The sequence below is a fragment of the Leptospiraceae bacterium genome (assembly GCA_016708435.1).
Classification (GTDB): domain Bacteria; phylum Spirochaetota; class Leptospiria; order Leptospirales; family Leptospiraceae; genus UBA2033.
This window is the reverse complement of sequence record JADJFV010000015.1, coordinates 47017-68684: the sequence shown is the minus strand read 5'-3', so window position 1 is coordinate 68684 and position 21668 is coordinate 47017. Positions and strand designations below refer to the sequence as shown.

The following is a 21668-nucleotide window of genomic DNA, read 5'->3' as shown; positions in this document are numbered from 1 at the left end:
TAGGGGCTTAATATTCAAAAGGGTTGAATATATTCAACCCCTACACGGGATAGCCGACCGCGCTCGCAGCTACGGTCAACAAATTTCATTCAAAATTTGTTGACCCCGCTTTGATCGCTACCGCAGCTTTCTACATAACAGAATAACTTTTAAAAAACTCATTGTGGAATAACTGAAATTATCCTCTGAAATTTTAATGCCAAAAAGTTATTAAATAGAAGCTCTTTTATCTAAAATAATTTTATTACGTCCGGCTGACTTAGCGGTATACAACGCTTTGTCGGCGCGGAGCATTAATTCAAAGTCATTTTCCTCCCGCATAAAAGAGGCAACTCCGATGCTTATAGTTACGAAGATAAGTGCATTGTCTACTTGCAGAGGTTGACTGGCTAAATTTGCCCTTATCCGCTCAAGGGGTAGAAAGGCTTCCTCCATTGTGCAATTTGGAAATAGAATTGCAAATTCTTCTCCCCCCATTCTCACAATCGAATCACTCGATCTACAATTTTCATTCATGATTTTCGCTATGGAGCAGAGAACCCTATCACCTGATTGATGACCGTAGCTGTCATTGATAATTTTGAAATGATCCAAATCTAAAAGAGCAAGTGTATAAATTTTTCCAGTCTGGTTTGCTCTTTGATGCTCTTTATTTAAGATTGGTATAAAGGCGCGTCGATTGATTAGACCTGTAAGTGGATCATGCTCTGCAGCGTCTTGCCAGAGTTTGCTAGATGATTCACTAATTCCTAATTGGTGGCTCTGTAATACAACACCTAAAATTGCAAGAGAGCTAGAGAAGACAAATGCCATTAGCCGGAAGTTAGAATCCTCAGGATCTTGAAAAATAAACGGACCGAGATTTTTTGCGGTAGCCGCAATGATCAATACTAAAGTAAGACTCGTAATAATCATTACATTTAAGCGCTTAACGTTAAAAGAAAGAATGATGATGATTGGAACTATAAAAAAAATCATTCCGGGCAAAACAGTAAAACCAAGGATTAACAAAGCGGTTATGATTGCTATTGCTAGCATAGAAAATAAAATATCTTTTTTTATAAAGAGTCTGTCTGATTTCCAGCTTGTATAAAGCGGATAAATTAGTATTATTCCCAGACTATCAGCAAGGACTAACATACGGATAAAACTAAATACCCGCTCAAGAGGAATGTATTCTCCGATTACCATGAAAACTGAAATGAAGCTACTCGTAATCGAAGTAGTGATGAACCATACAAGACCAAAAGGAAATAAATCATTTGTATACCGCAGTCCGTTCGGTAAAAACTTTTTCAAAAGTTGCATGGCTAACATTCCGGTAAATCCATCTGCACTTGAATTGATTGCAGTAAATAGAAGTGGATATTTACCCGAACTCATCGCCATTCCCGGATAATTTGCAAGAAAACTTGCGAGAATGATAAAAGGAACAGAGATAAATCCCCATTCGATTGCCATTATAAGTGCCAGCCCAGAGGGTAGCCAGAGAAGAGTAATATTTCCTGGCTCAAGTGAGAATAGTGACATTCCAAAGCGAGCCAGGAGATAATACAATATAGTCGTAGCGGATAAAAGTAGAGTATCCGCTAAAAGAATTTTTCTCATGAATAAAGCTTTCTAGAAATCTGAATCAATCAATGAGTCCGAGTTCGAACGCAAACTTGATCATGGCAGTAGCAGCCGCTTCTTTTGGGAACGGATGATCTAGGTGAGCCGAGCCAAAGCGCATATTCTTTGGAAATGGACTATAAGAAAGATCCCAGTGATGACCATGTAGCATAGCAAGATCGGTCGCCATTGGAGAAGCAATCTTAGCCCCATGTTGTGTGACTTGCATATCGTTATTTGCATCGTATTTATTTAATTCCATCACACCTTGCATTTGAAAATACGGAACTTCGGTTACTGTCGTTGAGCCGCTGATATTAAAAATAGGAATATTCATTTTATCAATTTCTTTTAAGTGCTTTTGCAAAAATTCTTGTCGGTAAGTTGTAGTGATTGATTCAACTGCATCTTTGATATGGTATTCATCAAGTCTTCTGACTTTATCGCCTAGGTTAATCATTGGGTTTACGACTTTGATTATTTCGGTGAGATTTTTAAGAGCAGCCATGTCTGCATTCTTGAGAGAGGCAAATATATTGTCGGCTAATGGCGAACCACCGGGAGCGCCCGCCCAGTTGAAGATACAACGGATTCTATCTTTTAACTCCGGCATTTCGATTAGTGCTGTTAATAGATCGGGCATTCCCTTGCTATAGCAGATAACAAAGATATCTTTCGGCGCTTTGCCTTTTGTAATTACTTTTGCATTTGCATCTAGACCAATTCCTTTCTCGACTGCGTTACGAATATCGTTGACATTAGCCTCACAGCCTCTCATTGGATGAGAATCGGATTGTAGAATTTTGATTTTGTATTTTTTTTCGATAGCGGGAAATGCTTCTTGGAATGCCATTACGGGAAGTAGACCAGTAAGAAGACCCGGACAAAAAAGTAGAGTAGTATTTTTTAGAACAGGATTGCGTGCTTGCGGATAATCAATATTCCACTCTGCTGGACCATCATTGCGAAGAAATCTTTCGTAGGCTTTTTGCTTAGCAGGGCGTGTGTCTTTTCCGAAGAGTGGCTTTTCAGTAGCGACTTTCATTGCGATTGGATCTTCGATTGCTTCATTGATAAAAATATTACGGAAACGTTTTGCACAAAATGCTTTTACTTCCGGGTCTGTGAAGGCTCGTTTGTTTTTTTGGATTTTGGCAAGGACTTTATTTAAGGCGGCAGAAAATTGGGACTCATTATTTAGTTCTGTGGTTTTTGTCATACTCATCATTTAGGAAAAAGTATTTTTTTTGTCATGCAAGAAATTTAAAAAATGTAAATAAATATTCGAAAGAAAGGGAGGAATATTACCACCGATGATTTTCACGGTCATTTCGAACCTACGTAGGTGTCGGATTTGCGACTAAGCAAATGGGTGGACACATCAGTTTGTGCGATGTGTGAGAAATCTATTTTGCAAACATAGTATTAGGTTAATCTTATACTATCTTTGCAAAATAGACATCTCACGATAAAGCAGTTCGATGTGACTGTGACCGCTTAAATCTTTCCTGACCAATCACAATCTATTATCCGTGTTCAGTCCCCCCTTCGCTCCAAGTATTCGCGACCTACGCCTTCGCCTGTTCATCGGTGGTAATCTTTTTTATCCAGCTTTTGGATAAGAGTCTAGCTCGGCTAAAGATTTTTGAATGTCTCCATCGGATAACGCATGGTCTGTTAGTTTGCCCGCGAAGTAATCGTCGTAAGAGCTTAAATCCATATAACCATGACCGCAAAGATTAAAGAGAATTGTTCTAGATTTGCCTTCTCGTTTAGCTTCTTCTGCTTGTCTAAATACTTCCGCAATACCGTGAGTAGCCTCTGGTGCAGGAAGAATTCCTTCTGCCTTAGCGAATGCAACACCTGCTTTAAAACATTCAAGCTGTTGGATTGCAACTGCTTCGATGATTTTATCTTTTAAAAGTTGGCTTACGATTGCACCTGCTCCATGGTATCTAAGTCCACCGGCATGAATAGACGCTGGAACAAAAGAATGTCCAAGAGTATACATTGGAAGGAGTGGGGTTAAACCAACAGTATCCCCGAAGTCATATCTAAATTCACCTTTTGTTAATTTTGGACAGGAAGATGGCTCAACTGCAATGCATCGAACTTTTTTTCCTTCTGTTATCTTTTGACGTAGGAATGGAAATGTGAGTCCAGCAAAATTCGATCCGCCACCAAAGGGAGCAATGATAACGTCAGGATATTCTCCTGCTTTTTCCATTTGTAGAATTGCTTCTTGTCCTACGATTGTTTGGTGTAGTAGAACATGGTTTAACACACTGCCTAACGCGTATTTTGTGTCAGCATCACCGACTGCTCTTTCTACTGCTTCTGAAATGGCAATACCTAGACTTCCGGGTGAATCAGGATTAGCCGCTAAAATTTTTCTACCGGATTCTGTTTTGTCTGTTGGGGAGGCATATACTGTTGCGCCCCAGGTATTCATTAAGCTTTTGCGGTAAGGTTTTTGTTGGTAGCTGATTTTTACCATGAAGACTTCAAGTTCAATTCCAAATATATTGCAAGCAAAACTCAGAGCGCTTCCCCATTGTCCTGCTCCTGTTTCGGTAGTAATTTTTTTAACGCCTTCTTTTTTGTTATAATACGCTTGCGGTATAGCGGTGTTAGGCTTATGAGATCCGGCAGGGCTACCACCTTCATATTTGTAAAAGATTTTAGCAGGAGTATCTAGAAGTTTTTCTAATCTATGCGCTCTAAACATAGGCGTTGGTCGCCATATCTTGTAAATGTCTCTAACTTCTTCGGGAATTTCTATCCAACGTTCAAGACTCACTTCTTGCTTGATTAACTCCATCGGAAATATAGGAGATAAATCTTCAGGTCCAACTGGCTGCTTTGTGCCAGGATGAAGAGGAGGGAGCATTGGATTTGGCATATCTGCCTGGATATTATACCAATGAGTTGGGATTTCTTTTTCAGTAAGGTTGATTTTATTTTCCATACTATGTAAAATTTGTTTTCTATTTCTTTTGGAAAAGTAAAAAAAATAAATACTCAAAAAAAATCGCGCTCTATGGAATGGTGAAGAAGAAATATTTCTCACAGAGTTCACAGAGAAAAAATCACTTGGTGTTCTTTGTGAGAACCATTGTGACCGTAATGATTTTAAAAATCCTTATTGTAAAATTGGTCTTTGTTCTTCGAAGACTTAATTCAGTTTTTCTTTCAGTTTCAATTCTTGTCGTCTTTCTGGATATTTCAAATAGCCTTCTAACATTCTAAAAAAATATCCTGCGTCTAGTCCATATCGTTCCGGCAAAATGAGAATATGCGCGCTAGCCATGGTGAGAGTCCAACTTATTTTGGAATAGATTTTTTTTATAGTCTTGTCCCGTCTACCTTTGTTTACGAAGAGATAACGGGTAGTATCCTCTGGATTGATTAAGGTGATAAACACTGCTATATTGCTATGCCATTCATCGGAGGAAATTTTCATGATATTGTCCCATCGAAGAATATAAGAGTAATTCTTAAAGCCCATTCGTATTCCATCAAATTCGAAGATTAAATATTCCCTGGCGATAAATCCAAATAATACTCCAAAAAATAGTAAGAATCCAATGAGCCCAACAAAAGCTGTTAGGATCATAAATGGTAAACTGATTCTTACAAAAAAAGAAAGAAAGCCCCCTAGGAAGAAGAGGATAATCGCCATTACGTAGTATTTGCTTTTGTCGATTTGAAACCTTCTTCCTCCTTCTATTGAGACAGAGCTTGCATTTGCTTTGATTTGCTTTTCGAATACTCTTTTTCTCCATGCAAAATAAATAAATGTAAAAAAGGACAATCCAAAAAGACCAAGACAACCAATCCCGAGATTTCTTTCCTCAATAGTTTTACCGTTTAACGCGATGAAACCTCCCATGATACTAAATACGAAGGAAACTAATAATAGAAGTGCAGTTTGAAAGTTCATTTTTCTACTTCAGCTTTCATTCTAAGGTTAAAGTTTTCCAATAATTTTTCTTCCTCTGCTGACTTTGGAAATACAAGAGAGCCAATGATTCCGCTACCAAAAATAAGTGGAATTCCATAAGCCGCCCAGAACCAAGTATAACCCCCATCTTCCCCAAGATACGCATAACAACCAATACCCCACACAAGACCTGCACTGATGCTGATAATCGCTCCCGTGCGAGAAGCCTTTTCCCAATAAAATCCGGCAAGCAAAGAAAAAGAAAGTGCGGCTATTGGTATATTGGCGAGAATTAGTTTGTTTAAAATTTTATCTACAAAGATATTTCCCAAGAGCCAGGAGATAACAGCGAATGCAAAATAGATTTTCATACTGCCTACATAGTCTTTTCCCAGCTTCGGATTTTTAGCGGATAATAAGTAGTCACCTACGAGCATAGTAGTCAGAGCACTCCATATTCCTGAAAGAGTAGTGGCAGCAGCAGCGAATAATACTGCGAATGCGACAGCCCTTAAACCCTCTGGAAAATACATTTTGATGATATAAGGAATTCCTTCTTCGGGGTTAATTCCGATTATTCCTTTAATTCTTAAGAATGTAAGTGCAAGGATTGGAAAGGAATAAAGAATATAAACTAGAACACTTGAAATTCCAACTGCGATAAAAGCTGTTTTTTCGGAGGCGGCGGCAAATATCTTTTGTCCATACCAGGGAGCTGCAATATAAGTAAACATGGTAATGATAATAAGAGATGCAACGTAGCGAATGGGAAGCGCGTTTGATGATTCAGGTGGAAATACACGAACGATATCCTCAAATCTAGCATGAGTCTGAGAATAGGAAAAGTAAAAAATCATTGGAATTACAATCAATGTTCCGATGAATCCTAAAATGTCTGTGGAGATAACAGAGACTAGCCCCCCACGCAGAGTCATAAACAATACAACCGCAACTAGTAAGGCACTTACGATAAAAGAATTTAACTCGGGCACAAAAGGCTGAAAGATGACAGTCATTGATTTTACATACGTGGCACTAAAACCAATCATGGCAAGGATTAGAAAAAGACTTGCGACTGTTCCAACTCCATTTCCATAGCGAAGAGAAAAAAGTTCTGCAACACTCATTCCATTTAGCTTTTTCCATTTTCTGGCAACAGTAAAAGTATAGAATCCAAGCCCGATGAGAAATACGAGCGGAAGCGTTAGACCCCATATACCTGTTGTATAACCCGCCGCGGAGAAACCGAGCAGGGTAGAAGTATTAAACTCAGTCATTACAAGTGTAGCGACTAATGCGAATAAACCGGTTTTACGATTCGCTAATAGGTAAGAAGAATCGTCTTTTACTTTCTTAGACTCTCGTAGACCTACGAAAATAAATCCTAACAGTATGATAATAAAAATTGCGATGTCCATGATTGGATTCCTTTTGAAAGAACTCTACTCGAAAGTGTCGTGAGTTCCTTTGTAAATTTTATAGAAGCGGGGGATAAAGGTAAACAGAATATAAATCTCGATTACCATTGAAATAAGAAGCAAAGGAGCTAATACAAAAGTATTCAATTGCTCCATCTCGGATGTGAAATGGTTGAGTATGTCTAAATTTTTAGAGATTACAAAATTAAATTCATAAAGACCTAAGATGATAAAGTTTAGTGCAGTTCCTATCTTTGGAATTTTTTTAGGCTTCACTTTGAACTGAATTTTTTTCCAGAGCAAAAGAATTGGAATCGAAGAGAGTTGCAAGATGTTACGGGTAAACACTAAGTAAACGTAAATCGGCGCCACTGAATCATAGACTAGCAGATGAGTAAAGAATGCGATTACTACCAATTTGTCGGCGACAGGGTCTAGAATTGCACCTATTGGCGAAGTTTGATTGAGTTTACGGGCAAGGTATCCATCGAAAAAATCTGTCAGTAAAAGAATTAGAACACAAAAGACGGCCAGAGTGAATAGAGATTTTTCTAGGAAATAAATAGACGGAATGATTAGAAAAATTCTAGATAAAGTTAAGAGATTGGGAACAAGTAATAATTGTTTCATGCTAAATGAGCAATTTACAAATTTAGCATTTCTAGGCAATTCATTTCGAGAAAAAAAGTAAGTTGTCTTGCCACGGAGGCACAGAGACACGGAGGGGTTTATGATGGAATCCTTTCTTTTCTTCGTGTTTTTCGTGCCCAAACTCAATGTTGCTTCCTAAGGGTCGCAACATAATGTGGTTAATTCTTTTTTCCTCTTTCCTAACTTAATGATATGGATCGCTCTGTCAGGGTTCGGTCTGCCTTCGGTCAGAGTTCGATTAGTGTTCGATTAGTGTTCGATTAGTGTTCGATTAGTGTTCGATTAGTGTTCGATTAGGTTAGGATTGGAGACGAAGGTAGGTCGGAGAGTGGTGGGTTGGTGATTGAAGTTTTTCATTGAGAATCCCAAAGAAAGCATAACGACTCGCATTTGCGAGGTTAAGCAATGAATAGGATATTTGTTGACAAATCTGAGCGTATTTAAAAAGTCGAAAGGGAATGAAAACTTTATTTGCAAAAGTAGTCATTAGCTTGATTATCGTGTTTGCGATTCTCTCGCAAAGCTTGATATATGATTCAGGGCTTTGCTATATGCGAAAGTTCAGGCAGATATGCACGTGTAACCACAACTCCAAAAAAGAAGTCCATTCTCAAGTCTCAAAATCGGATTGCCATGATTCCACGAAGGTAACGCATATTTGCTCCTGCAAAAAAAATAAAAATCCTAACGAACTATCAAATTTAATTAAGCAGACTTTTTTTCTTTCTGAAATTCAAAATACCCTATTTATTCATTTAACGAAATATATACTTCCTACTCCCTATCTTATTTCCAATCTAAAAGGATTCCGGTTAATACTGATTAAGCCCCCCCGACTTTCTTAAATTCTGGGCGATACGGCGATTTATACGTGTATGTAACGATACATTGGAAAACGCCGCCCGCGCTCGCCTTCCTGACTGGGACGAAGAAACTGTCCCAGTCATCCAGTTGATCGCTATCGCTCGCTTTAAAAAATAATCAATATAATTCCACGGCATAACTTTGTATGCCACAAGAATAAAAAGGCTTCTATGCCTAAAATTTATAGCGGTAATAATCTATTAACCGCTTACTAAAAGGATATTTTATAATGAAACAAAAATTATTTTTAACAATTTTACTATCTTCTCTACTATTTAGCTCCTGTGATACAATCACTGGAAAAAAAGATGATAACAACACTGCAAGTTTAATTGCAGCGGCTGCACTTGTAAATCAAACAAAAACCTCTACAGCAGCTTCAGTGAAAACAATTAACTTCAATGTAGTCTCTGGAACATCAAATGTTACCTGTGCAGGAACTATTCCAGGAACAGTCGCTGGAGTAACCGGAACAACTTTAAATGATTTAAGATTCTATGTGCATGATGTAAAGTTAATTTCTGCAGATGGAACTAAAGTAGATTTTACAATTACCACTGACAACAAATGGCAATTAGCCGCAGGATCAAATCAGTATGGTGCTTATTCTGGAGTTGCGCTATTGGATTTTGAAGATAAGACAAATGGCTGCGCAACTACAGGGACTACCGATATGAACAAATCTATCACAGGAACATCTCCTGTTGGAAATTATATTGGAGTTGAATTCAAAGTAGGCGTTCCGTTTTATTTGAATCATATGAATGTTGCAACTGCTACTTCTCCTTTGAATATAACTGAAATGTATTGGGCTTGGGCAAGTGGATATAAATTTGTGAAAATAGAATACACTGCAAGTAGCAAGAATAGTTTTCATTTAGGTAGTCACACTTGCACTGGAAATACTACCGGTCCTGTAAATCAGTGTAGTCAACCCAATATTCCAACCATTACTTTAACAAAAGCAACAGGATTTGATTCTACGAAAGATGTAGTTACACTGGATATAAATGCTCTCTATACAGGTGCAGATGCATCTAGCACAGGGATTAATACTTGTATGGCGGGAAATGCTACTTCTAGTCCAAAAACAGCTTGCGAACCAATGATAAAAAATATTGGACTAAATTTTACTACAGGTGCCACAGCAACAACGCAAACTGCCTTTAGCCTCAAGTAGATAAAGCGGATAACGTTTAAATTGAAGACTATTAAGAAATAGAAGCGCTCCTTCGATAGTTCAGGACGAGTATTAGAGTTACCATGACGATTAAGTTCATGGGACTCTAATGTCCTTGAGCTAGACGAACCATGCATAGCTTCTTTGAACAGCATTTAGGAGAAAAAATGAAACTAATTACTATTATACTCATCTTATTTACAATACATTGTAGCGGAAGTCTTGATTTATCAAATAAGGATAACAATAAGAATTCCCAACTCATTCAATCTGCAATTCTATTACGACTATCTAATCAATCATCGAGTGGGTATAACTGGGGACTTCCAAATGGGTTCCCGACTCCAAATGTTCCTGCTGAAAATCCGATGACAAATGAAAAAGTAGAATTGGGAAGATTCTTGTTCTATGATAAAAAACTTTCGCAAAATCAAACACAATCTTGTAGTTCTTGTCATCTCCAGGAGTTTGCGTTTACTGACCGTAAGCCGTTTGGAGTTGGCTCTACCGGACAAGTTCATCCTAGAAGTGCACAGAATTTGGCAAACGTTGCGTATCATCCAAGACTTACATGGTCGAATAATTTAGTTAAAAGTCTAGAAGAGCAAGCACGAGCGCCCATGTTTGGAATCAGTCCAGTTGAATTGGGGTTAACCGATGAAACCTATCTAGATCGGCTAAAGGCAGATAGCCGCTACAAGGAATTATTTTCAAAAGCATTCGGAGGAGGAGTGGAAAATATAACAGAGCAAAATGTTCGTTTCTCCATTGCTTCCTTTCAGCGAAGTCTCATAAGTGGTAGATCAAAATTTGACTTGTATCAAAACTATGGAGATAAATCAGCAGTATCCGCTTCTGCCATTCGAGGGTCGGCGGTATTCAACGGGGAAATTGCAGAGTGCTTCCATTGTCATGGGGGATTTAACTATACAGATTCATCCTCTCATACTAAGTCTGTATTTGAAGAATTCTCTTATCATAGCAATGGAATTATTTCAGATGCGACTTATGCAAGTTTGCCTAGCACGAAAAAGGGTTTATACGATGTAACCGGACTAACAAAAGATATCGGAAGATTTAAGGCGCCGTCTCTTCGAAACATTGCATTGACTTATCCCTACATGCATGATGGAAGTATTACTTGCACAATAGCGAGTCCTAGTGATACTGATGCTTGCTCTACTGAAGCTCTTGGAAAGGTAATTGATCATTATGCGTCAGGAGGACAATCGCAACAGAATAAGGATACAACCTTGATTCGAGGTTTTAGCTTAACACCACAGGAGAAAACGGATCTAATCAATTTCTTAAAATCACTCACCGATGATGAGTTTATTTCTAATGCAAAGTTTAGTGATCCATTCAAATGAACTTTATAAAAGAATTATTTAAAAATAAAAAAAGGCTAATGGTGATTATCTACATAATCACCTTGGGAAATGCGATGTCCTTCTGCACTTTTGGTTCAGAGGGCAACAGCCTAACAGATAACAAAATAATTGTTACAAGGCTTGCCCTTCTTCGAGATTCTATTAAGACCAATGCAAATCTACAGATTTTGTTTTATGATGATCAAGGAGATGAAAAATTAGATTCTTTTCAATTAAACAGCGGAACGGCTAATGACCTGTATACTGTTACTCTGACTGATTCTTCAAAAATTAACTTTGACAAGATAGAATTATATATCAGCACTACAAGTTCAAATATTACAGCTAACAAAGAAAGCCAAAATGAAATATTTCTCCACGAAGCAGACGGTGGTAGTGGCGGGATTTCATCTGCAACCACTAAAATATATGTAACGGCTAATGGCTATTCCACTTCTACTTTTTTAAAGACAAATGGTTCCGATGAATTCGGGTCTTACAGTGCATCTGAAAGTTTTGTTCTTGCGAACTTGCCTCAGGGAATTTTACAAAAAGTAACTTTTCACTTTGCATCCATACTTTTTGTCGGAAGCTTAAAGAGCACAACAAAGACAAAAAATTTTACTATCCAGTTTCCATTGAACGATATCTCTTTTACAAGGCTATGTAGCAATACACTTGGTCTAAATCAAGGTTTAAATTTAAAATTGGATATTAAGTATTCTGAACTGTTTAAAGATACAACTACGAATGCATATACAATAATAGACAATACTAAAATATTGCGGGCTATTCATGATTTGCCGGATAACAATCCTGTTATCAGCAATGCACAAAATTCTGGAATCTACAATGAAATCATAAAAAACTGGAACCTAACAACTACAATCAAAGAGCATAGGTGTAGCAAATGAAATTCAATAAAAAGATTAGCTTAACTGCGGCTATAGTATATTATCTTCTTCAAAGTATTTCCATCTATTCCCATCACACAGGCTCAGGACTTGATACAACACAATTCAATGTTCGGTTTTTGGGTCAAGGAGAGGATAAAGGTGGTTTTCCGCCTACTTACTTTATCGTTAGCAATGACTACAATCGGGGGGCACAAGAGAATCGCAATATCAATACTACAAACATATACGGGGAAAGCATTTTCATGCGCGGATTATTCACTGTAAACGCTAATGTTAGTTATATTTATTATGATCAAAAAGAGCGATCTGATTTTGCTCGTTATGGAAAGCCTTATATTGGATCGAAATTGTTTCCGTTTTTTAAAACACAGGCGGAGAATAATTATTTCTTTTTTTTAGAAGGACGAATTGGTTTTCCGACGAGTGCAGTGAATCAAAAATTCATTGATAGTAATTACTGGACAGGACAGGGAAATATGGCATTCGGATATTTGTGGAAAGATTTTTCGATTGTAGGAAAACTTGGGGGTGAAATCCCAATTAGCCGCTATACCGGAGATAGAACCAATGAATATGATGAAGTTCCCTATATTCTAAGACCGCCTCAAACATTTACATGGAACCAGATTGATAACATTGAATTGAAAAAAACGACTAGCGCATCCGGGTTTATTAGCTATATTTTAAATAATCATATTTCTTTCTTTACTGGATATTTATACAAGACTCCTTTTAACGGAATCCAAAAAGAAAGAAGCACCGGCGACAAAGTTCCTTTGATCTTTAGAGAAGCTTCCTTTGGAGTGAATTATCGATTCAGCGAAAAATATATGCTAACGGTTTCGTATCGTAATCCGCTGTATCGAGGGCAGGGACTTTCGTCCCTATGAATCTTCGATCAATATCGCATTTGTTTTTAATTTGTGAAAAGAATCATGATTTATCGAACCAATTTATTTTATACAAGTCATGCCTACGCGATTTTAGATTGCGAACACTGCCCTGAGTCTTTAATTGTTTGAGTAAGTCTAAATCCAAATCTACAACTAGCGTCATCTCGGTGTTAGGCGTAGCTTCGGCGGCTATCGCATCGTGAGAGAAAGCAAAATCCGAAGGTGTGAATACTGCCGATTGTGCGTATTGAATATCCATATTCTCTACGTCTGGTAAATTTCCAACACTACCCGAAATAACTACATAGCATTCGTTTTCGATTGCTCTTGCCTGGGCACAGTGGCGAACACGTAAGTATGCGTTCTTTGTGTCAGTAGAAAATGGAACAAATAAAATATCCATTTCTTGCTCGGCAAGAATTCGCGGCAATTCAGGAAACTCCACATCAAAGCAAATAAGAATTCCTACTTTACCAACATCTGTTTCGAATACTTTGACTTTATATCCTCCGTGCACTCCCCAATAGTTTTCTTCATCGGGGGTAACATGGATTTTATACTGCTCGTCCCAGGTTCCATCGCGCCTTAGCAAATACGAAACGTTATACAAATACTCGTCTGTGTAAACAGGCATACTTCCAGAAATAATATTTATATTATACGACACAGCAAAGTGTAGCATCTCGTTTCGGATTTTCTCCGTGTAATCCGCTAGAGAGCGAATCGCATCCGATGGACTGAGCTTATTGTATTTCGCCATTAAAGGCACGTTGAAGAATTCTGGAAACAGCACAAAATCAGCCTTATACCCTGCAACTGCATCTACGAAAAATTCAATTTGTTTTAAGAAAGCTTCAAACGAATCAACAGATCGCATTTGCCATTGCACTACACCCACTCGGACAATTGGTTTTTTCCCACCGATGAGTAATTCTTTTTCTTCGTAATAAATATTAATCCATTCTAAAAGTGTAGCGTAAGTCTTAGAGTCCTTATCCTCTGGAAAATAATTTGTCATGATCTTACGAACGTGAAATCCATTTGCCAATTGAAAGCTTAAGACTGGATCAAAGATTTCTTTGTCTTTGACTTTAGTGATGTATTCTTGTGGAGACATTTCATTGTAGTGATCTTTATAACTAGGAATTCTTCCCCCGATTATGATTCGTCTGAGGTTCAAATTCTGACAGAGTTCTTTTCTTGCATCATATAAGCGTCTACCAAGGCGTAACCCCTGATAGGAAGGATTCACAAAAATGTCTACCCCATATAAAGTATCGCCATCTGAGTCGTGGTTACGCAGATAACCTTCTGTAGTAATTTGGTCGTAGGTATGTCTATCTCCAAAGTTGGAATATTTAACAATCATGCTTACCACTGCTGCGACTAGTATGCCATTATCCTCAATACAGAATTGTCCTTCTGGAAAATGTTCTAGTTGGGAAAGAAACTCTTCTCTCTTCCAAGCTCCTCCTGCATTGGAATAAACCATATCCATGATTTCTTTGATACTTTCATAATCAGAGCTGCGTGTATTTCTAAGCTTTAATTTATGACTGGTTGGTTTTGCGTTACCGACTGGGGCTATTGGCTGTTTGTCGGTTGTTTTCTTTTTTGCTTTTTTCTTTCCTGTATTTTCCATAAAATCCTATTTTAAAAATTCAAAAAAGAAGCTCATTCCCTGAGGAACCATGCGACTCAAAAACTCTGTCGTCTTGGCAAACATTCCCGGAATTACATGTAACTCATCTTTTTTGATTCCATTGATTAAATCACGAATTACATCTTCTGGAGTTGACATTAAGAATTCGGGGATTGCTTTTTTGTCTTTGAACCCATACTGCGGGGATTGCATCATTGGAGTTTTTTGTAAAGAACGGATAAAGATTAGTAACCCGTATCTTTGTAGAAATTAGCTCTTCATTGAGTGCTTCTCCAAAAGCGCGGAGTCCAAACTTAGTAGAAGAATAAGTTGCAAGTCCTGGAGACGCCACAAAGGAAGCGACAGACGCAATGTTAACGAGATGCCCCGAATTGCGTTTGCTCATATCTTTGAGGAAAAGTTTTGTTAGCCGAACGGGGGCTAGTAGGTTAATCGCATATTGCCTCTCCCATTCTGATTCAGGCGTAGTTAGAAATGGACCAATGCTTGCAACGCCCGCGTTGTTTACGAGTATATCGACTTCCAAGTTCTTTGCTTTAATTGTATCATATACATTCTGGCAACCCTCTTTAGTGGAAAGATCGCTTGCAAAGGAAAAAAGAATTTGTCCTTTCTTTGCTTGTTTTTCTACTAACTCGGTGAGTGTGGATTGATTCAAATCTGTAAGAATTAACTTGCTTCCTTCTGCCAGAAATTGTTTTACCATTTCTTTTCCTAGTCCACCCGTTGCCCCTGTGATTAATACAATTCTATCTCTTAAAAAACTCATCTTTATTCCTTCAAACAATATTTTAAATCTATTGCTTCTAGGTTACAAAGACAAGTCAATAGTTTTACTTTTTGAAATTCAGAAAACTTTCGTAAAATTACTTTCATTGAAGAAAAGCCTACGTAATAAATTCTAGTTTATTGAGGGCTTTCATGTTTGAGAAAAATTCTATTCGGTTAAATAAATACATCAGCGAGAGCGGAATCTGCTCTAGGCGAGAAGCAGACAAATACATTGAAGGTGGACATGTTTTTATAAACGGGAAACGCGCAAAGATAGGAGACCAAGTTCTTTCGAAGGACAGAGTAGTTGTAAATGGTCTAGTCATTGAACCCAAGAAGAGGGATACTTCGATTATCCTCGCCTACAACAAACCGGTTGGTGTGGTAAGCACAACAGAAGATAGCACCAAGGATAATATTCTAGAGCATGTAAAACACAGTCAGCGGATATTTCCGATTGGTCGCTTGGACAAAGATTCACAAGGACTTATTTTTCTTACAAATGATGGAGACATTGTAAATAAAATCCTGAGAGCAGGGAATCGACACGAAAAAGAATATCTGGTTACTGTTGATAAGCCACTCATGGATCAATTCATTGAAGCGATGGGTGCAGGTGTTCCCATTCTAGGTGAAGTAACTAAAAAATGCATTGTGAAAAAAGAATCTTCTTTTGTCTTTCGTATTATTCTAATCCAAGGACTAAACCGACAAATACGTCGTATGTGTGAATACTTTGGATATCAAGTCACCAAATTAGAGCGAATTCGCATAATGAATATTAGCCTAAAAGGAATTCCAGAAGGAGATTGGAGAGAACTCACCAAGCAAGAACTAGAAGGAATCGCGAAGCTGATAGAAAGTTCTAGCTCTGTTCCAACGAGTCACTCCAGTCGAAGCAAAAAAAACAAACCCCAAGGAACTCAGGTGGATAAGCCTGCGGGTAAGGGCAAACCATCCCCACCAAGACACGTCCTATCCATCGAAAAGAAATATGCAAATGGAAAGAATCGTTCTACAAAACCAAAAAGAAATGATCCCCGCAATACAACAGAGCGCCCAACAGCCAGTAGGCGCGGGAAAAATCGAAAGAGGTAGACTCGCTATAGAGAAAATTTTAGCCGCTAGCAGAGACTGGTATGAGACCTGTCTTTATACTATTCGAGATAAAATCTATCAAACTCTTCTAGGTAATATTTAAGCTGGTTAAAATGATATAGATAGGGATTTTTTCGACGCATGTCTTTTCCATTTCGAAAGTTTGTAGTAGCTAGCTTTTCTGTTGAGTGAACGTTAGCCGATTCATCTCTAATTAAAAAGCCTGATTTTATTGCTTTTGCAAGAAACTTCTGGAATAGTGGATTTAATTTATCGGATAGTAATTCTTTGGCGATAAAATATTTATCCGCAGACTTTACTTTTTCTAAGAACTTGTTTAATTTTTGAGTTAGGTCTTTTTCAGAAATTCCAGTTTTTATATCTTCTCTAAATAGTATGTATGAGAAAATATTTGCCTGTGTTAAAACATAGCTATTTCCAAGCTTTGTTTTAATTTCTGCTGCAAGAGTATACTCATCGGCATCTTGCGGAAAATAAGTATTTTCCCCAAATCCTATATGGAGCACAGGTTTTTTTTCTGAAATAAAATCATAGGTAAAATTAAAATAATTATAACGAACATTTGGAATTCTCTGAAATATGAGATATGTTCCTCGCTTGATCGATTCCATATTACCAGTTTCAGAAAATTTTCCTTCAGGAAACAAAAATAGATTTCTTCCTTGCAATACTCCCTCTGCTAATTTGTCCCATTGTGAATCTACTAAATCACGCAGTTCGCCTTGTTTGAGTAATTTTCTCGCATCATCCCTGAAAGCTCTTTTGACTCCGATTCCACCGACGTAAACTAACAGAATTTTGATGATCTGAGATTTGTCAATGAGCCAGAGAATTATCTTAATTAGCCCCTTAGGTTCAAATTCTTTCACTAGAAAGTTTGGCTCAGCAATGTCTTGTCGCATAGCAAAGCAAAATTTGGTTCTAGATCTAGGTATATTTTTATAAACATTGGCAAGAGCAACAATGTCTGTCTCGGCTACATGGTTCGCAAGAAGAATCGTTGGGTGTGGCGCTTCCACACAAGGATTTCCCTTTCTAAAATAAGTATGGGCAGAGTGAAACATGAGATTTGTTGTATAGTAAACAATTTTGATTAAGAGACGATAGAGAAAGGTTTCTTGCGTTGGATTTTGCACAAAGAGAAGTTTGTCTACGATTAAAAATTTTGGCAATCATAAAAATAAAAGTATATCATCCTGTGTTTTTTCACAGAGACACATATATGGTAGTCTCTACATAACGGGAGAGGGGATTACGATAGACACGATGTAAAAATTTAAAAAATCGCGCAATAGGGTGTTGTAAGTATTGACCGAGATTTCCTTTCCATTTCTTGCATGTAAAATTCTCATAGCACTAAAACATTCTGTATCTCTCTCGATAGCATCAATTTCTGTTTCGTCAAATTTTTTATTGAATATGGTTTTTAAGTTTTCTCTGACTAATTCTTTTACATAAAATCCAGACAGACTACAAAAAGAACTGCTTCCAAATACGATTTCTCCATTGGCATTTGATATGATTAAATTCAAATTGCTAAACTTGAAAAGTTTAATGATCTCCGAAATTTCATTTTCCTTTTCCGGGTTTTTCGTTCTTGCGGATAATTCTAATTCGTCTTTCATTTCTAAGTTCATAGTGCATTCCTTTTACTAAATTCATAATTGAGTATTGCCTTTGAGTGTTACTGTTTTATGACAATGAAATAAAGAATTTCCCATACCTATCGGCTGATTTGCGAGTAAGGTGTAAAAATTTCGAAAATGTTTCATAGTCAAGATAAAAAATGCATTCTAAACTAGGAATTATTTTCAAGCAGATTTTTATTATTTCAAAAACTCCTATTGATTCCTAAGAAAAATAATTGACTCAGTTTTTAGATTAGGCTAACATAAGTAATCCTAATAACAAGGATTGAAAAGTTGACGGTAAAGGAAAGGAGTTAGCACAATGCCAGAAGAAGATGATGACGATGAAGGTTTGTTTGTAGTAGATCCAAAAATAGCTGAGCGATCAGCAAAAGAATTTGCAAGGTCAATTGAGACCGGCGAATTGTATAAAGAATTGAGGAAAAAAGGAACCGGTGAAGATGACGATCGGAATGACGGTAAAAAGAAAAGTAAATAAAAAAAAATCCTACCCAGTCAAAGGGCTAATCCACTATAGCCCTTCCTTTTTTTCTCTTAATTTAAAAAACAGTATTGTCAAACTGAAAACAAGCGTGATTAAGTTCGATACAATGATTGGATAATCTGCTTTTAAAAACCCGTATGTCAGCCAGAGACAGATGCCCGCATTTAAAAGTAAATACATATTGCGCGAGATATCTTCTGTTTTTTTTGTCATGATTACGCGTATTACTTGGGGCAAAAAAGAAAACGTAGTAAGACTTGCCGCTGTAAATCCAATGATAGATTCTATTTCCATACAACCTTCCTATTATAACGACCTTTTTTAGCTAGTTCTTTATAAATGTCAAATGCTTCTTATACCAATTCCCAAAAGTAAATTCCGATTTAAAATTGAATACTCTTAGTTTGGGAATTGGGAATACCCCTCTTGCGAAAAATAGCGGAACTTATTTATGAGAAGTGGTATATAGTTCTAGGGACGACGCAATTTGAACTTTGTCCAGATATAGATTATAAGAAAGCAGATAATCGCTATCATCCACTCTTCCGGTTCAGGCACAGTTCCTTGCTTGATTGAAAAAGACTTTGAGTTATCTGTTTGCAAGTTTGTCTCTTCTAGACTCTTTTTATTTTTGTGAATCCCAAATTTATGATAATCAGTTTCGTTTTCCAGAACAATAAACGATGTAATTGGAGTAACAATGTTTCCAGTTGCAGCAAGCCGGAAAATATTTGTTTCTGTAGCGTCTTTATCGGTTACAAGAAGGCGCTTTCCAAGACTGCGCATGATTTTTTTATAGAGCACAAGACGTGCAAGTAAGTCATTTCCAGTAGGCGGGCTAACGGTAGATAGCTTCTTTAATTCAATTGTTATTTTTGAATTTGGAATCGAGTAGTTTTCGTCTGATTGATCTGGAAGTTTAATTTTTCTAGAAAGAAGAGATTCTAAAAGATTGTCCCAGGAATTGGGGATATCCTGTATTAGTTCATAATCCTTTAAACTATTAAAATAGGTAGATAATTCTCTATTGAGTGAATAAACATAAATATTCTTTTTATTCTTACTGAAAAACTCTCTGTTCTTATTAAAAAAGGAACTTCCTTTTAACTCACTAAAGGGAATAGAACTATCTTCTTTATTCGTAATGATTAGAATGTCCGTATCATTTGTAATCTTATAAAATGGAAATAAATTAAATTTAGGTAAAGCCTGTGATTCTATGAAGTCAAGATTTTCCTCTTTGTTTTTTGAATAAAACCATTCATTTGTTACTAGAATGATTTGTGATTTAAGTTCTATAGAGGATAATCGTGTGTAAATGCTCTTCCATTCTTTTTTGGATAAGGAGGAATTGATTAGAATATAAATTTTATCAGGATGAAAAACTTTTTCTTTCATCTTAAGTTCGGAAACATTAAGCTTAAGATCGGAAATTAGTAACTCGCTGCTAACTTTATAAGACTTATCTAAAGTCAGCGCCCAAGATTCTCTATATTTACCATAAGCAAACCATTTTGAAAAAGTTTCTTTCGAAATACGTGAATTTTTTTTCTCAAATGTATAACCTTTACCGGAAAGATTTAAATCAACATTTTCATGAACATCTGATTCGATCTTATGATTTGCTGAATCTAGCAGTGGTCCCTCTACTTTAAAACCTTGATAGTGTAATTGCTCATTGGCAACTTTTAAAGGACTAACAAAGCCAATTTTAAAGCTACTATAATTATGCTCCGCTACTGGAAATATTCTTACACGAATTAAGTTGTCTTCCATCCAGGTAACGTAAGATGGATATCTTTTATCAACGTCTACTATCTTGTTATCCTCTGTCTGTGCTTTTGATAAAAACGTTAGGCGTGCTGGCTCTTCTTTTCCATTAATCCATAGGCTGAAATTTGTGCAGACGCTTCCTTCTGGAACTTTAAAAGTATAAATCGCTTCTTGTTGTCCTCGATTGGTTTCGTTGTATGCATTGATTTTCATTTCCGTGTAGGCGGTTCTTGATTCGGGATGAAGTTGGAGTCGAGTCTCTACGTCTGTGGTAGTGAGTGAATTTCCGTTCCAGAGTCTATTCAGGCTAATATGTGTATACCCAAAAAGAAGTCTTAATAGATGTTCTCTGTCTTCATTTGGGATTTCTACTTTTTTGGAAATATTGGAGACAAGGAAGGCGAAAGGATCGAATAATTTGTCTGAGCCGAAGAGAGTAAATAAAACTTCTCTGTTACTTGATTCAGGTTGTAAGTATAATTCACTGACATGATTGACTGGAAGTTTCATTCCAAGGGATGCCCAGGCAGGAAAATCATCGTCTATTAGACTTCGCTTTGAATTTATAATTTTATTTTCAAGGAAATGATTGCGGATAATAAATTGTCCTCTATTCCATTCAGTATGAAACCATATGAAATAAATGGAAGTAGAAATTAGAATGGCATAAGTCAAATACTTAGAAAATGTATATTGGAGATAATATTTATTATCCCGTAATTCCAATGTAGTTCGATAACACATTACCAAAAACGCGATACAAGCCATGAGTGGCGTATAGGGTAAGATTCCAAGTCCCATGAATAAAAACCTAACCCATCCGATGAGCATAAAAGGTATCATTATCAGAAGAAAACAGAAAGAAACCAAAAATCCGATAAATAAGATAGGCGGGAAAAACAAAACTATCCACTTAGAAATTTTCTGATAGAAAATGGATGCAAATAAAGTTAAGAAAGTTAGCCAGAGAACGAATGTAGTCCGTGCTGTGAAGGAAGTAAATATTTCATTGTTTAAGAAAAATTTCTCTACAAAAAAAGCTGCCGCACTGCATAAGAGGGTAATGAGTATATATCCACGTAGTCGATTCTCAATAAATATTCTGAATAGAATAATCATTAAAAGAATAAAGACAATCCCTCCTGTCCCAAAGGCGAGAACGTTCATTGCATAAGAATCAAAGGAACTGATTAATTTTGCTAATAAGACTTCGATTAAACCCAAAAATAAAACAGAAAAAGTCCATACGAAAATCCATGCAAAGCGAGGTTTTACTGAACCTAGAATATTTATTTCCTTGGTAAAATATTTCTGAATCGCTTCTAACATAGATTTCATTTTATTCGCACACAGTTATTCATC

The 21668-nt window shown here is 36.9% G+C and carries 19 protein-coding genes; 6 read left to right on the top strand and 13 right to left on the bottom strand.

The annotated features are described in order from the left end of the window. Positions 1-210 precede the first annotated feature (210 nt). From IPH52_16995 to IPH52_16970, 6 genes are all read right to left on the bottom strand, one after another. Positions 211-1608 carry a sensor domain-containing diguanylate cyclase gene (locus IPH52_16995; GenBank protein ID MBK7056706.1) on the bottom strand — a complete coding sequence of 466 codons (1398 nt, stop codon included), beginning with the start codon at positions 1606-1608 and terminating at the stop codon, positions 211-213. 25 nt (positions 1609-1633) lie between these two features. Next, positions 1634-2830 (bottom strand): hypothetical protein, encoded by a 1197-nt coding sequence (locus tag IPH52_16990; protein ID MBK7056705.1) that lies wholly within the window; start codon positions 2828-2830, stop codon positions 1634-1636. A gap of 384 nt (positions 2831-3214) precedes the next feature. After that, positions 3215-4579 carry a TrpB-like pyridoxal phosphate-dependent enzyme gene (locus IPH52_16985; GenBank protein MBK7056704.1) on the bottom strand — a complete coding sequence of 455 codons (1365 nt, stop codon included), beginning with the start codon at positions 4577-4579 and terminating at the stop codon, positions 3215-3217. Between the two features lie 207 nt (positions 4580-4786). Continuing rightward, positions 4787-5554, bottom strand: a complete 768-nt coding sequence (locus IPH52_16980; protein MBK7056703.1) for a hypothetical protein — start codon at positions 5552-5554, stop codon at positions 4787-4789. Next, positions 5551-6972: a hypothetical protein gene (locus IPH52_16975; protein ID MBK7056702.1), complete on the bottom strand. Its 1422-nt coding sequence runs from the start codon at positions 6970-6972 to the stop codon at positions 5551-5553. The genes IPH52_16980 and IPH52_16975 overlap by 4 nt, the downstream gene beginning before the upstream one ends. Positions 6973-6996: 24 nt before the next feature. Continuing rightward, positions 6997-7602, bottom strand: coding sequence for a CDP-alcohol phosphatidyltransferase family protein (locus IPH52_16970; GenBank protein ID MBK7056701.1), 606 nt, complete (start codon positions 7600-7602; stop codon positions 6997-6999). Between the two features lie 1114 nt (positions 7603-8716). On the opposite strand from IPH52_16970, the gene IPH52_16965 reads away from it, so the two are divergent. From IPH52_16965 to IPH52_16950, 4 genes are all read left to right on the top strand, one after another. Beyond that, positions 8717-9667 (top strand): metallo-mystery pair system four-Cys motif protein, encoded by a 951-nt coding sequence (locus IPH52_16965; GenBank protein ID MBK7056700.1) that lies wholly within the window; start codon positions 8717-8719, stop codon positions 9665-9667. A gap of 167 nt (positions 9668-9834) precedes the next feature. Beyond that, positions 9835-11037 (top strand): di-heme enzyme, encoded by a 1203-nt coding sequence (locus IPH52_16960; protein MBK7056699.1) that lies wholly within the window; start codon positions 9835-9837, stop codon positions 11035-11037. Beyond that, positions 11034-11951 (top strand): hypothetical protein, encoded by a 918-nt coding sequence (locus IPH52_16955; GenBank protein ID MBK7056698.1) that lies wholly within the window; start codon positions 11034-11036, stop codon positions 11949-11951. Before IPH52_16960 ends, IPH52_16955 begins: the two co-directional genes overlap by 4 nt. After that, on the top strand, positions 11948-12844 hold the full coding sequence (locus IPH52_16950) for a hypothetical protein (GenBank protein ID MBK7056697.1): 897 nt from the start codon (positions 11948-11950) through the stop codon (positions 12842-12844). Before IPH52_16955 ends, IPH52_16950 begins: the two co-directional genes overlap by 4 nt. 43 nt (positions 12845-12887) lie before the next feature. Here IPH52_16950 and IPH52_16945 read toward each other — a convergent pair whose 3' ends face one another. Genes IPH52_16945 through IPH52_16935 form a run of 3 tightly spaced genes read right to left on the bottom strand, consistent with a single transcriptional unit; the run spans position 12888 to position 15279 of the window. Then, entirely contained in the window at positions 12888-14489 is a 1602-nt protein-coding gene (locus IPH52_16945; GenBank protein MBK7056696.1) for a bifunctional GNAT family N-acetyltransferase/carbon-nitrogen hydrolase family protein, read from the bottom strand. 6 nt (positions 14490-14495) lie between these two features. After that, positions 14496-14648: a hypothetical protein gene (locus tag IPH52_16940; GenBank protein ID MBK7056695.1), complete on the bottom strand. Its 153-nt coding sequence runs from the start codon at positions 14646-14648 to the stop codon at positions 14496-14498. Then, on the bottom strand, positions 14620-15279 hold the full coding sequence (locus IPH52_16935; protein ID MBK7056694.1) for an SDR family oxidoreductase: 660 nt from the start codon (positions 15277-15279) through the stop codon (positions 14620-14622). Before IPH52_16935 ends, IPH52_16940 begins: the two co-directional genes overlap by 29 nt. A gap of 152 nt (positions 15280-15431) precedes the next feature. Here IPH52_16935 and rluF point away from each other — a divergent pair, with 152 nt between their 5' ends. Next, entirely contained in the window at positions 15432-16379 is a 948-nt protein-coding gene (gene rluF / locus IPH52_16930; GenBank protein MBK7056693.1) for a 23S rRNA pseudouridine(2604) synthase RluF, read from the top strand. A gap of 59 nt (positions 16380-16438) precedes the next feature. Here the strand turns inward: rluF and IPH52_16925 are convergent, their stop codons facing one another. After that, positions 16439-17572, bottom strand: a complete 1134-nt coding sequence (locus IPH52_16925) for a 1-acyl-sn-glycerol-3-phosphate acyltransferase (protein ID MBK7056692.1) — start codon at positions 17570-17572, stop codon at positions 16439-16441. A 60-nt stretch (positions 17573-17632) separates the two neighbouring features. Further along, positions 17633-18037, bottom strand: coding sequence for a PAS domain-containing protein (locus IPH52_16920; protein MBK7056691.1), 405 nt, complete (start codon positions 18035-18037; stop codon positions 17633-17635). 313 nt (positions 18038-18350) lie between these two features. Here IPH52_16920 and IPH52_16915 point away from each other — a divergent pair, with 313 nt between their 5' ends. Beyond that, positions 18351-18527 (top strand): hypothetical protein, encoded by a 177-nt coding sequence (locus tag IPH52_16915; GenBank protein ID MBK7056690.1) that lies wholly within the window; start codon positions 18351-18353, stop codon positions 18525-18527. Between the two features lie 33 nt (positions 18528-18560). On the opposite strand, the gene IPH52_16910 is transcribed toward IPH52_16915, so the two are convergent. After that, complete coding sequence (locus IPH52_16910; protein MBK7056689.1) at positions 18561-18827, bottom strand: SemiSWEET transporter; 267 nt, start codon at positions 18825-18827, stop codon at positions 18561-18563. A gap of 177 nt (positions 18828-19004) precedes the next feature. Continuing rightward, positions 19005-21644, bottom strand: coding sequence for an XrtN system VIT domain-containing protein (locus IPH52_16905; protein MBK7056688.1), 2640 nt, complete (start codon positions 21642-21644; stop codon positions 19005-19007). Positions 21645-21668 lie beyond the last annotated feature (24 nt).

Bases quoted from the DNA above. Each gene is read 5' to 3' on its own strand.
- IPH52_16995 (MBK7056706.1), bottom strand. From the start codon at position 1,608: ATGAGAAAAATTCTTTTAGCGGATACTCTACTTTTATCCGCTACGACT.
- IPH52_16990 (MBK7056705.1), bottom strand. From the start codon at position 2,830: ATGACAAAAACCACAGAACTAAATAATGAGTCCCAATTTTCTGCCGCC.
- IPH52_16985 (MBK7056704.1), bottom strand. From the start codon at position 4,579: ATGGAAAATAAAATCAACCTTACTGAAAAAGAAATCCCAACTCATTGG.
- IPH52_16980 (MBK7056703.1), bottom strand. From the start codon at position 5,554: ATGAACTTTCAAACTGCACTTCTATTATTAGTTTCCTTCGTATTTAGT.
- IPH52_16975 (MBK7056702.1), bottom strand. From the start codon at position 6,972: ATGGACATCGCAATTTTTATTATCATACTGTTAGGATTTATTTTCGTA.
- IPH52_16970 (MBK7056701.1), bottom strand. From the start codon at position 7,602: ATGAAACAATTATTACTTGTTCCCAATCTCTTAACTTTATCTAGAATT.
- IPH52_16965 (MBK7056700.1), top strand. From the start codon at position 8,717: ATGAAACAAAAATTATTTTTAACAATTTTACTATCTTCTCTACTATTT.
- IPH52_16960 (MBK7056699.1), top strand. From the start codon at position 9,835: ATGAAACTAATTACTATTATACTCATCTTATTTACAATACATTGTAGC.
- IPH52_16955 (MBK7056698.1), top strand. From the start codon at position 11,034: ATGAACTTTATAAAAGAATTATTTAAAAATAAAAAAAGGCTAATGGTG.
- IPH52_16950 (MBK7056697.1), top strand. From the start codon at position 11,948: ATGAAATTCAATAAAAAGATTAGCTTAACTGCGGCTATAGTATATTAT.
- IPH52_16945 (MBK7056696.1), bottom strand. From the start codon at position 14,489: ATGGAAAATACAGGAAAGAAAAAAGCAAAAAAGAAAACAACCGACAAA.
- IPH52_16940 (MBK7056695.1), bottom strand. From the start codon at position 14,648: ATGTCAACTCCAGAAGATGTAATTCGTGATTTAATCAATGGAATCAAA.
- IPH52_16935 (MBK7056694.1), bottom strand. From the start codon at position 15,279: ATGAGTTTTTTAAGAGATAGAATTGTATTAATCACAGGGGCAACGGGT.
- rluF (MBK7056693.1), top strand. From the start codon at position 15,432: ATGTTTGAGAAAAATTCTATTCGGTTAAATAAATACATCAGCGAGAGC.
- IPH52_16920 (MBK7056691.1), bottom strand. From the start codon at position 18,037: ATGAACTTAGAAATGAAAGACGAATTAGAATTATCCGCAAGAACGAAA.
- IPH52_16915 (MBK7056690.1), top strand. From the start codon at position 18,351: ATGCCAGAAGAAGATGATGACGATGAAGGTTTGTTTGTAGTAGATCCA.
- IPH52_16910 (MBK7056689.1), bottom strand. From the start codon at position 18,827: ATGGAAATAGAATCTATCATTGGATTTACAGCGGCAAGTCTTACTACG.
- IPH52_16905 (MBK7056688.1), bottom strand. From the start codon at position 21,644: ATGAAATCTATGTTAGAAGCGATTCAGAAATATTTTACCAAGGAAATA.